Origin of the sequence: Blautia sp. AF19-10LB, from assembly GCF_003461245.1 — a bacterium.
In the GTDB taxonomy this organism is placed as follows: Bacteria; Bacillota; Clostridia; order Lachnospirales; family Lachnospiraceae; genus Blautia_A; species Blautia_A intestinihominis.
In genome coordinates, this window is the sequence record NZ_QTWS01000005.1 from 1 (window position 1) to 11699 (window position 11699).

Genomic DNA, 11699 nt, shown 5'->3' on the forward strand with positions numbered 1-11699 from the left:
TCAACCTGTTTCTGGGCAAACGCCAAATCAGCTTGCCTATGATAACTTAATGACATTGGGAAAATCCGGGGTTTCTTTTTATGTCTTCAGAACACTGCTTCAAAAGCTGTATTCAGATTAGTCATAAAGGTTCGGAGCGATCTCTTCGTCGTCCATGTTTGTGGAATCATACCAGTATCCATCTGTAGGAACGTCTTCAAGTTCTTCTCCGTTTGCTGCTGCTGTCAGAGCGTAGATTGCATAGTATCCCATCATCAGAGGAGACTGTGTAACTGCTCCGAGGAATGTTCCGTCCTGAACTGCTGCTTTGATGATAGAACCAGCGTCGAAACCAACACCGATAACATCGCCGTTTGCTGCGTCAGAACCAAGAACGTTCAGGTTTGCGTTAGCTGCAAGAACACCTTCTGCTGCTGTCTGGTTGGAACCGAAGATAGCGATGCAGTTTTCTTTGGAAAGGATAGCCTGTGCTTCATTGGAGCAAAGCTCTACAGTTGTCTGTGCCGGAACTGCAACCTGGATAACAACGTCTGCATCTGCTTCTGTTGCATCAGCGCCTTTTGCTGCGTTTACATAGAATTCGTTTCCTGCAACTGCTACTGTTTTGCCGTCAGCCTGAAGAAGTTCAATCATTTTGTCGATGAATCCGCCGCCACGCTGCTGAATGTTCTGAGCTGTAGCATCCTGGTTAACTTCACCGATAACAACCTGTCCGTCTGCATTAGCTACTACGTCTTTGATTGCATCGTACATATGAGTTGCTGCTTCTGCACCAGCCTGTGCGTTGTCTGTGCAGACTTCACATACTACAGATCCTTCCGGAGCATCTGCGATACCTGTATCAAATGTTACAACCGGGATTCCTTTGTCAGCACATGTCTGCAGTGCATCCAGAACAGAAGATGTATCGCATGCTGCAATACCGATTCCTTTCGGGTTGGAAGCGATTGCTGTGTTGATCATGTTAACCTGGTCAGCGATATCGGACTCACTGTTCGGTCCCTGTGGTGTGTAAGTAACACCAAGTTCTTCAGCAGCTTTCTTCATACCTTCCTGAGCTGCATCCCAGTAGGTAGACTGGAAAGATTTAACCATCATCGGGAATTCATATGCTTCGTTTGCTTTCAGATCTTTGAACTGATCCGGGAGATCAGCTGCCATAACTGTTGACATAGACATTCCTGCTACCATTGCTGCACAGATGCTTAATGCTACCACTTTCTTGAAATTCATAACTTACTTCCTCCTTATAAATTATTATATAGTTTTTTTTATTATGATACGTCAGTAGGAATTAGTCTGACGCCCCACATACTTAGTTTGGATAAAGAAAAACTGCAAAGCAGTTTTTCTTTACATAGCTGCTTTTTTCTTTTCTTTGATGATATCGATCAGGACTGCTACGATAAGAACAAGACCTGTGATGATCTGCTGCCAGTTTGCCTGAAGTCCGACATATGGAAGACCGGTCTTCAGAAGCATGATAACGAAGATACCAACAAATGTACCAATTACGGAACCGTAACCACCGGTTGCTGCAACACCACCGACGAATACACCGCCGATCGCATCCATCTCAAGTCCGGCACCGGTACCAGGCTGTACAGTAGGTGTAACTGCTGCATAAGCGATAGCTGCAAGACCTACAAACAGACCACATACTACATATACCATTACATGGTAAAATTTAACGTTGATTCCTGAAAGAGCTGCTGCTTCTTTGTTAGATCCGATCGCGATAGTATAACGTCCGAATTTTGTATGGTTCAGAACGAATTCCATCAGGATAACCAGAAGTACCATCCACAGGAAACCAATTGGATAACGAGAAGCACTTCTTCCTGTACCAACAGTAATCTTGAAGATTGTATGGAACCATCCACCGTCCTGGGTAAGTGCCGGCCACGGTGTTGCGCTGCAGAGAGAACCTGCACCACGGGTGATCATACAGGTACAAAGAGTTGCAAGGAATGGCGGCAGGTTCATGATTCCGATCAGAACACCATTCAGTGCTCCAACGAGGATACCAAGTACCAGACAGAGCAGCATAGCTGCTGCAACCGGCCATCCGTGGCTTCTTACCATTGTTCCAGCGATCAATGCGTAACAAACCATACCAGTTCCGATTGACAGGTCTACACCTCCAGTGATAAGTGGGAAGGTAACACCGATTGCCATCAGAAGATCATAGTAGGAGAAATCGAGCATACTCAAAAGAGTTGTATACTGTCTGAACTCCTTACTCATTATGGAGAATACCGCACTGAGTGCGATAATAACCAGCAAAACAATAAATCTCTGATCACTTAAAATACTTTTTTTCTTCTTAGTCATGACTTTCCTCCTTAATCGATATTCCTTGTAGCCTTATCCATGATGTGTTCCTGTGTTGCTTCAGAAATATCAATATCTCCTGTCACTTTACCTTCGCACATGATGATGATACGGTCACTCATTCGGAGAATCTCTGTCATTTCAGAAGAAATCATAATGATGGATTTGCCTTCTGCTGCCAGTTTACTCATTAACTTGTAAATTTCGTTCTTGGCACCAACGTCGATACCTCTGGTCGGCTCATCGAAGATCAGGATGTCACTGTCTCTGGTCAGCCATTTGGCGATTACGACTTTCTGCTGGTTACCACCGGAAAGGTTTACAACCAGCTGATCACCACTCGGTGTCTTGGTAGCAAGTTCTTTGATGTATTTCTCACTGACTTTTTTCTCTTTTGCTTTGTTGATGAAAATTCCGTTTGTGAATTCTTCCATTGTAGCCAGTGTTGTGTTTTCGTTTACAGATTTCTGTACAACAACACCATATCTTCTTCTGTCCTCTGACAGATAACCGATACCATATTTAACAGCATCCTGCGGTGTATTGATTGTTACTTCACGAAGCTTTCCGGTCTGCTTGTCCATAATGGAAATCTTACCGCTCTGCTTCGGATCTGCTCCAAACAGTGCTCTCGCTGTCTCAGTACGTCCTGCACCCATCAGTCCGGAGAATCCAAGAATCTCACCTTTTCTCAGTTCGAAGCTTACATCCTGAACCATCTTTCCTGCATTCAGATGCTCTACCTTAAGAACAACCGGTGCATCCGGAGCAACCATACTGTGTTCCTTAGGATCTTCGTAAATAACACGACCAACCATCATGTTGATGATGTCTTCTTTTGTACTGTCTTTTGTGATCAGAGTTCCTACATAGCCGCCATCTCGCATGACAGTTACACGGTCTGTGATCATCTTGATCTCATCCATACGGTGTGAGATATATACGATACCGTAATTCTTCTCGCGAAGATCACGGATGATTACGAACAGGTCAGCAATTTCTTTCTCGGTAAGAGCTGCTGACGGCTCATCAAAGATGATAACCTCTGCTTTGTGAGAGATTGCTTTGGCGATCTCACACATCTGCTGTTTACCAACAGTTAAGTTGCTCATCTTTTCTCTTGGATCGATCTCGATGTTCAGATCCTGGAATAATTTCTTGGAGTCTTCGATCATCTTCTTGTCGTCTACACGGATTCCCTTCTTCGGCTCACGTCCGATGAAGATATTCTGTGCAACAGTAAGGTCTCCGACCATGTTTAATTCCTGATGTACGATTACGATACCGGCATCCTGTGCTTCACGGGTATTATGGAAAGCAACTTCCTGACCCTTGTATGTGATAGAACCGGAATCCTTCTGATAAATACCGGTAAGAACCTTCATCAGTGTTGATTTACCGGCACCGTTCTCTCCCATAAGTGCATGTACTTCACCGCGTCTCACTTCAAAGTTAACGTGATCCAGGGCATGAACTCCAGGAAAGGACTTATCAATATCCTTCATTGTTAAGATAACGTCACCCATTGTTTCATCCTCCCTTTCGATCAGTTCTTTCTACGTCTTGCAGAAACATCGGCATATACAGCTACGATTACGATGATACCTGTGATGATCATCTGCTGTCCTTTACCAAGGCCAAATGCCATGATTCCCTGCTGAAGAAGAGAGATAATAAATACACCGATCACAGTACCACCGATGGAAGCAAGTCCACCAACCATGGATGTACCACCCATTACACAACCAGCAATTGCTTCGTTGTTGTACTGATCGCCATAACCTGGCTGAACGGTTGTATATGTAGCTACAAAGAACAGTGCTGCGATTCCTACCAGGAATCCACAGATCACATAAGCAAGCATGTTCCATTTCTTGGTATTAACACCGGAAAGACGAACCGCTTCTGTGTTGGAACCAAGGCAGAGGATATAACGTCCAGGTTTTGTGTTGTAAAGAACAATGCCACACACAACTGCCATTACCAGGAAGATCACCAGACCTACCGGGAAACCTTTGTAAGATACAATGTTACGGAACCATCCGTTTGTCGGGTCACTGCTCAGCGGCCAGCTTACAGACTGTGTCTTGGTGAAGACTGAAGCAATACCTTTGGCGATGTTCATGGATGCCATGGATACGATAAATGCCGGAACTGACAGGTAAGATACCAGCCATCCATTAAAGATACCAAATGCAAGACCGATGAGTACACAGATCACCATTGCTGCTGCACAAGGAACACCATAAGATGTCATGCAGTAACCAGATACCAGTGCACAACAGAACATTACCGGTCCGATGGAGAAATCGATTCCTCCGGTTGCGATTACAAATGTAACGCCCAGTGATAAGAAGCCCAGGAAGTATACATAGTTTAAAGTAGATTTGACACTGTCTCCAACAGGGAACTTACTTCCCAGAACTACTTTAAAGACTACGAACATGAGAACAAGAATACAGACAAGCAGTATTCTGTTCAGGCCGAGCTTTTTCACGATTGGATTTTGTTTGAGCTTTTCCAATTTTTCACCCTCCTTAAAAGTTTACACATATCTCGCGTTTTCTATATAATACCGTTAATTCTGCACAATTGTAATGGAAAATCTTCCAAAAAAAGGTTAAATATTTACGGTTCATACATAAATATTTAACCTTCTTTATAGATTTTTTACTATTTTTCTCAGGAAAGCCTGAGTGTATTAAACGGAAACAGCAGTTTCTCTATTTCACTGGAATACATATTTTCCGGGGTTACCAGTTCACATCCGGAGTTTACATCCTTTTCGTATTTTTTGCCGCGGAGCATGAGAACCGTTTCCTTGACTCCCATATATCCCATCTTAAAAGCCTTCTGTACGACCAGTCCCTTAAAGACTCCGTTCTCCATAAGCTGAACTGCCTCCTGGGAACTGTCCACACCGACTACCTGGATCCGGTCTTTTGCACCGGCCGCCTTGACAGCTCTGGCTGCACCGACAGAAGAATATTCATTCATTCCCGCGATCATCTTGAGATTCGGATATTTTTTCATCAGCTCAACAGTGAGCTGGCGTGACTTCTCATACTGCGAATCACAGTACACCACTTCCACGATATTGTCTGCCAGTTTTCCGAGACCTTTGCGGAATCCCTCTTCTCTCTCGACGGCAGTAGATACGCCTTTGACATGTGCCACAACCGCGATCTGATCCTCCGGACCGAGAAGTGTTGCCGCAAATTTCCCAAGCTTTTCTCCCGCTTCCAGATTGTCTGTAGCTACCGTCAGATCCTGTATTGCTTCTTTTGTGTAGGAATCAATAAAGCCGATCCTGATTCCGTCTTCTTTTGCTTCTTTCAGAAGGGCATCCGATTCTGTGAAACTGGACGGTGAAAAAAGAATCGCATCCGGTTTCTTTTCTATTGCCTCCTTCAGAAGTTCATTCTGACGCTCTACGTCATTTTCTTCGGAAGGCGCAAGGATACCGATCTCTGCATTGTATTCTTTGGCTGCCATTTTTGCTCCGAGGATCAGGGATTTCCAGAAATCATTTGTCCCGTCGACAACTTTTGGGATGTAGATCAGAGAAAGCTTCCTCTCCTCGATTATTTTGTGTCTGTACCAGACTGCTCCCCCCAGCCCTCCTATCAGACAGACTACGAGACAGACACTCAGCCATTTTTTATGTTTTTTCATCGTACTGCCTCCTGTCTGCCCGGAATCGTGATCGTTGCTGTGGTTCCTTCGCCTTTTTTGCTCTCATAGGTAATTCCATAGTCATCGCCATAGTAAAGCTTCAGACGTTTCTGCACATTGTAAACACCCACACCGTTCGAATGGTAGTTGACCTTGTGCCTGTCATAAATATGGGCCAGCGTTTCCTCATCCATTCCCACTCCGTCATCGATCACCTGAAGAACCGCATTTCCGTCTTTCATGAATCCCTTTATAATAAGAAGTCCTTTACTCTCTTTGTACTTCAGTCCATGATAAATCGCATTCTCAATGATCGGCTGAAGAACCAGCTTGATCAGTGGGATATGTAATATAGAAGGCTCTACCTCAATCTGAAATTCCAGTTTGTCTTTGTAACGCATTTTCTGAATGGTAAGATAGCCTCGGGCATATTCCACTTCATTTGCGATCGGAACTACTTCATCCTCATTGCTGATACTCTGTCTCAGAAGGCGGGCCAGAGATGCCGTCATCAGCACAACTTCTTCGTTTTTCTTTCCTTCTGCCATCCATATGATAGAATCCAGTGTATTGTACAGAAAATGCGGATTGATCTGTGACTGCAGTGCTTTGAGCTCACTTTTTCGCTTCTGTTCCTGCTCATAGACGTTCTGTTCCATCAGTTCCTGAATACGGTGTGTCATCACATCAAAGGATTTGGTCAGACTTCCTATCTCATTATCGGAGTCTACTACAACATCCGAAATGCTGAAGTCTCCCTCCTGAACCTTCTCCATAGAATCGCGGAGTTTCTGAATCGGAAGCGTGATACTCCGTGCCATAAATCTGGAAAAAAGAAGAGAGACAATCACCAGCAGCACTGCCATAAGCACATAAATACTCTGGGCCTGCCGGCTCTTGCTCAGAAGTTCCCGGACACTGGTACAGTCCACGACCGTCCATCCGGTCTTGTCTGATCTGGAAATGGAGTACAGCTTTCCATCCTTGCCGGTTCCTGTCAGAACTGTATCATCTTCTGTGTCCATGATCAGATTGATATTTTCTGTCTGCAGTTCATTGTAAAGCTGCTGCTGCTGTGGATGATAGACAATATTTCCTCTGGCATCCAGAATAAATGCATATCCCTTGGTTCCCACTGTACTCTGATCACACAGTCCGCTGATCGCGCTGTAGTTCAGATCAATAAAAAAGACGCCTTCTTTCTCACCACTGCCTCCACGGTCACGGATTCCACGGCTCAGAGTGATCACCCACGGCCGCTCTCCGCTGATGATATGCTGCACATGAGAAGAGGTGAGCATCGGTCCTTCCGGACTGTCAAGTGCCTGTGTATACCATTCCTGCGTGTTCAGATCCAGATCTCTGTTCACTGATTTTCTTCCATTATTGATCAGCATCCTGCCGTTTTTGCTGATGATCCCGACGTTTCGGATGTCACTCCGGCTGTCCAGGATCGTCTCAAACTGATTCAGAATACGGTATCTCGCCTCATTGTCGATCTCATCATCAAAAAGATAATCCTGTACATCCTGACTGCTGGAGATCAGATATGCGATATTTTCCATGTAGTCTATGTAGGAATCAATGTTCTGGTTCATCTGTTTGATGATCGTGTGCGTATATTCCGAAGAATTCTCAAAAATAGACGTATTGGTAAATCGCATGGAAACACCGGTCACAATCACAACCGCACAGAGAACCAGAAAAGCAACCGTTGCAAAAATAACGCTCTGAATGCTTTTGAACTTTCCTACGACTACAGTTGCAAGTCCTTTTTTGTTCATTTACGCTTCTCCCTTGCATATTCTGTCGGCGTGCATCCTGTCATCTTTTTGAATGAGATTCCGAAATAATGTGCATCGGCAAATCCGACTCTCTCTGCGATCTCATAGTTTTTCATGGTCGTATTTTCCAGAAGTTCCTTTGCCTTCTCCATTCTGGTGCGGATCAGAACCTCTGTAAAAGTTTCTCCCGTCACTTCTTTGAATATGGTGCTGAAATAACTGGTGCTGATATTAAGATAAGAACAGATATCATTCAGACTCAGGTTCGGATCCATATAATTTTTCTGAATATAATCCAGTGCCATTCTTGCCTGGCGCTCACCGCTGGATGTATTCAGTTCTGTCAGGGCATCATAAACCTGTAAAATATATTCTTTTACGATTTTGCATGCCTGTTCAAAAGATTTCTGCGCCGTTACCTGACAGAGCAGATCTTTTCTTTCGTCGCGGATTCTGGAGATATCGGAAGAAACTTCCTCTCCTGCCACATCCACGACACGGATCACCTGCTGAAGATACATGCAGGCGCGGCTCTTCTCTGCAAATGACTGTTTCACCTGTTCTTCGATGGACTGAAATTCTGCTTCCATTTCTTCTTTTTTGCCGGATTTGAGAAATTCTTTCAGTCTGTCCAGAGATTTTCGAAGATCGATATCCTGTACCGGATGTATTTCCTCCATATCGATCAGAAGGCTTCCCCCCAGAAGATACCGATACTGCAGGGCCTGTACCGCCACATCATGAGAACCGCTGAGTTCTTCCAGAGTCTTTACCCATTTGCCGATTGCCATGGATACTTCTGTTCCCATGACCTTTCTGATCTCTGTCTGAATCTCATGGCAGATTTCCTTGATTCTTCCGTTAAAATTGCGGCTCCATTTTTCCTGAAAAAGCACGCATACACGGTTGTTTCCTTCCTGATAAACAATTCCTTCATTCTCACGGTTCACAATCTCATCGCTGATGTTAAAAAGGACAAATGCCATCAGCGCACTTTCCTGGCGTTTCTCCATATCCAGCTGATACATACCTGAATAAAGATCTATATCAAAAACTGCCACGCGGTATCCACACCCGGAAAGTGTGATTCCCATTTCTTCCAGTTTGTCCAGGCTTTTCTGGATATCTATGGTGCAGTTTACAAGAGCCTCCAGTGTCTTGGATCGTATCACCTGTGCATTTTCGCGATAGTTCTCGGAGGTTTTGGTCAGTGATTCCATTTTGGCTTTTTCTTTGCGGGTCTGTTCTACTTTTTCTTTCATTTTCTGAATTACGCCAGTAAGTTCCATCGCCGTCACCGGTTTGAGCAGATATTCGCTGACTCCGTACTGAATTGCCTTCTTGGCATACTCAAACTCTCCAAAACCGCTGAATACTACGATCACAATATCCGGGTAGTTGTCATGCAGGAAATGGCTTAATTCCATTCCGTCCATATAAGGCATGAGGATATCTGTCAGGACAATATCTACAGGGTGTTCCTGTACAAATTCTGCCGCCTGTTTTCCATTCTCACAGTCACCTACCAGTTCGCAGTCCATACTTTGCCAGTCGATGTTTTCTTTTATTGCATCCCTGACGAGAATCTCGTCATCTACCAGTAGTATCCGATACATTTTTGTCCCCCATTTGTATTTTGTCTGTTTACGTTCCTGTTTACCCAGTATTTTATTGTACCATAAAATAAAAAGTTTTTGAAGTAGGGAGTTTCTGGAATTGTGGGGATGTGTGTGGTGGAGGTGACGGAAGGAAGGAGGGGTGCAAAGCACGCCCGTCCCCACACCAAAGCCGCGTGGCCAAGCAGGGGGAGTCTGAGGGGGAGCTTCGGCCTTCGCAGACTTCGAGATGCTCCCCCTCAGGGTTTTCATATTTTGCAAAATCAAAGGGGATCCAAGGGGATTATTTAACTATGAATCCCTCTTCATCCCACAAATCATGCCAGTCCTTCGCGCCTTCCCACAAAAATACCTGTCCTTTGACAAGTCGGTTTCCTTTTTCGAGGGTTGCGATCTTTGCCATTTCTTCTTCGGTCAGTGGATCTTCTGTGACGCATTTCAGGTTGCTTGCATAGTTATGTACAGAGAATGGAATAGAGATCTCACCTCTCTGGTGTGCCCATTTCAGTGCGATCAGTGCCGGATGTACGCCGTGTGCTTTGGCGATTTCCTGCATTTCCGGTGTCTGCATGTCAGCTACGTCTTCCGGGCAGATATCTCTTTCCGGTCTTCTTGGGGATCCAAGTGGCATATAGCCTACCGGCTGGATGTTATGTGCTACCAGGTAATCGTACTGTTCCTGCTGCTGGAAGCATGGATGCAGTTCCAGTTCACATGCTGCCGGTTTGATCTTCATTAACGGAAGAACTGCTTCCAGTTTCGGAATTGTCATGTTGGAAATACCGATGTAGCGGATCTTGCCTTTTTCTACAAGTTCTTCACACTGGCGGTAAGTATCCATAAATTCTTCCACACTGAACGGTCTGGAATCCGGATTTCTGGAATCTACATCACAGAATGGTGCATGATAGTTCGGGAACGGCCAGTGAATGAAGTACAGATCCACATAGTCGCACTGCAGATCCTGAATGCTCTTTGTGCAGGCCTCTTCTACTTTTCTGTGCATGTCATTCCATACTTTTGTCATGATGAAGAGGTCTTTTCTCTCTACTACGCCTTCATCCATTGCTGCTTTGAAAACTTCTCCGATCTGATGTTCATTTCCATAGCATGCTGCGCAGTCAAACATGCGGTATCCGCTGCGGATCGCACCTGCAACTGCTGCGGATACATCTTCTGCACTTACTCTGTCAGAACCAAAGGTTCCCATTCCCATGCACGGAACTTCTTCTCCTGACGGAAGTGTTACTTTCGGCACGATTGCCGGATCGATAAATTCTGCCATTTTTGTTTCCTCCTGATTGATAATTATATAGTTTTCGTTTTCTTATATTTTTTTAAGTTTTTCGTAGCCGTTAGTTACAATTTTTCAATCTTAATCTGTGGTAACAGTTTCTCCATATCTTCCATCACGAAGAATCCTGTCTCCTCACGCATTGCTGCCGCTGCTGAGATCGCGCTGGCTCTTCTTAATGTTTCTTCCAGAGAAAGCCCCTCGCTTAATCCAAGTGCAAAACCTGCGATCATGGAATCCCCGCATCCTACAGTATTTACTGCATCGATCTTCGGAACGATCGCACGGTAAGTTCCTTCATCACTGACTGCCAGGGAACCATCTGCTCCGAGGGAGACTGCTACGATCTCCACTCCTTTGGCGTGGATCGCTTTTGCTGCATCAATAATGTCCTGAATGTCATCACAGTGTTTGCCTGTCAGCATGCGGATCTCGTCGATGTTTGGCTTGATCAGTGTCGGGCAGGCTTCGATTCCCATTTCCAGAAGTTTGCCGCTGGTGTCGAGAATGACTGGTTTGCCTGCTTCTTTGGCAATCTTGACAAGCCGCTGGTATGCGATTCCATCCAGTCCTTTCGGTACGCTTCCTGACATGGAAACGACATCTGCATCCTTTACCAGTTCTTTGAATTTTTTTTCAAAACCGGCGAAGTCTTCTTCTGTCAGGGTAAATCCTGGCTCCAGGAATTCTGTCTGTACATGATTGACTTCATCCCAGATATTGATGCAGGATCTGCTCTCTGCGGCTACATGATAAAACTCGCCTTTGATGCCGAATGGTTTGAGAGCATCTTCGATATAATTTCCTGCGTGACCGCCGACAAATCCGGTAGCCACAACCTCGGCACCGTAGATGGATGCCGGTTTTGATACGTTGAGGCCTTTACCTCCGGGAACGTAAGAACATTCCCGGACGCGGTTTACTTCGCCTACTTTATAATCATCTACTACATATCTTTTATCGATTGCAGCATTTAATGTAACTGTCAGTATCATC

Annotated in this window: 9 protein-coding genes; all 9 read right to left on the bottom strand. The window is 44.9% G+C overall.

Annotation, left to right across the window (positions count from 1 at the left end; genetic code table 11):
- Nucleotides 1-117: 117 nt before the first annotated feature.
- On the bottom strand, nucleotides 118-1233 hold the full coding sequence (locus DWX28_RS04525) for a substrate-binding domain-containing protein (protein ID WP_022214495.1): 1116 nt from the start codon (nucleotides 1231-1233) through the stop codon (nucleotides 118-120).
- A gap of 120 nt (nucleotides 1234-1353) precedes the next feature.
- Nucleotides 1354-2334: an ABC transporter permease gene (locus DWX28_RS04530; RefSeq protein WP_118251980.1), complete on the bottom strand. Its 981-nt coding sequence runs from the start codon at nucleotides 2332-2334 to the stop codon at nucleotides 1354-1356.
- 11 nt (nucleotides 2335-2345) lie between these two features.
- Complete coding sequence (locus DWX28_RS04535; protein ID WP_118251981.1) at nucleotides 2346-3860, bottom strand: sugar ABC transporter ATP-binding protein; 1515 nt, start codon at nucleotides 3858-3860, stop codon at nucleotides 2346-2348.
- Between the two features lie 20 nt (nucleotides 3861-3880).
- Entirely contained in the window at nucleotides 3881-4858 is a 978-nt protein-coding gene (locus DWX28_RS04540) for an ABC transporter permease (protein WP_118251982.1), read from the bottom strand.
- A 158-nt stretch (nucleotides 4859-5016) separates the two neighbouring features.
- A complete protein-coding gene (locus tag DWX28_RS04545) occupies nucleotides 5017-6009 on the bottom strand; it encodes a substrate-binding domain-containing protein (protein ID WP_022214540.1) in 993 nt (330 codons plus the stop codon).
- Nucleotides 6006-7793 (bottom strand): cache domain-containing sensor histidine kinase, encoded by a 1788-nt coding sequence (locus DWX28_RS04550; RefSeq protein WP_022214541.1) that lies wholly within the window; start codon nucleotides 7791-7793, stop codon nucleotides 6006-6008. Before DWX28_RS04550 ends, DWX28_RS04545 begins: the two co-directional genes overlap by 4 nt.
- On the bottom strand, nucleotides 7790-9409 hold the full coding sequence (locus DWX28_RS04555; protein WP_022214542.1) for a response regulator: 1620 nt from the start codon (nucleotides 9407-9409) through the stop codon (nucleotides 7790-7792). The genes DWX28_RS04550 and DWX28_RS04555 overlap by 4 nt, the downstream gene beginning before the upstream one ends.
- A gap of 283 nt (nucleotides 9410-9692) precedes the next feature.
- Nucleotides 9693-10694: an aldo/keto reductase gene (locus DWX28_RS04565; RefSeq protein ID WP_022214543.1), complete on the bottom strand. Its 1002-nt coding sequence runs from the start codon at nucleotides 10692-10694 to the stop codon at nucleotides 9693-9695.
- Nucleotides 10695-10768: 74 nt separating this feature from the next.
- On the bottom strand, nucleotides 10769-11698 hold the full coding sequence (gene pfkB / locus DWX28_RS04570) for a 1-phosphofructokinase (RefSeq protein WP_118251984.1): 930 nt from the start codon (nucleotides 11696-11698) through the stop codon (nucleotides 10769-10771).
- Nucleotide 11699: the final 1 nt, after the last annotated feature.

What these genes read in the sequence shown, in the direction of transcription:
- DWX28_RS04525 (WP_022214495.1), bottom strand. Translation starts at nt 1,233, where the DNA reads ATGAATTTCAAGAAAGTGGTAGCATTAAGCATCTGTGCAGCAATGGTA.
- DWX28_RS04530 (WP_118251980.1), bottom strand. Translation starts at nt 2,334, where the DNA reads ATGACTAAGAAGAAAAAAAGTATTTTAAGTGATCAGAGATTTATTGTT.
- DWX28_RS04535 (WP_118251981.1), bottom strand. Translation starts at nt 3,860, where the DNA reads ATGGGTGACGTTATCTTAACAATGAAGGATATTGATAAGTCCTTTCCT.
- DWX28_RS04545 (WP_022214540.1), bottom strand. Translation starts at nt 6,009, where the DNA reads ATGAAAAAACATAAAAAATGGCTGAGTGTCTGTCTCGTAGTCTGTCTG.
- DWX28_RS04550 (WP_022214541.1), bottom strand. Translation starts at nt 7,793, where the DNA reads ATGAACAAAAAAGGACTTGCAACTGTAGTCGTAGGAAAGTTCAAAAGC.
- DWX28_RS04555 (WP_022214542.1), bottom strand. Translation starts at nt 9,409, where the DNA reads ATGTATCGGATACTACTGGTAGATGACGAGATTCTCGTCAGGGATGCA.
- DWX28_RS04565 (WP_022214543.1), bottom strand. Translation starts at nt 10,694, where the DNA reads ATGGCAGAATTTATCGATCCGGCAATCGTGCCGAAAGTAACACTTCCG.
- pfkB (WP_118251984.1), bottom strand. Translation starts at nt 11,698, where the DNA reads ATGATACTGACAGTTACATTAAATGCTGCAATCGATAAAAGATATGTA.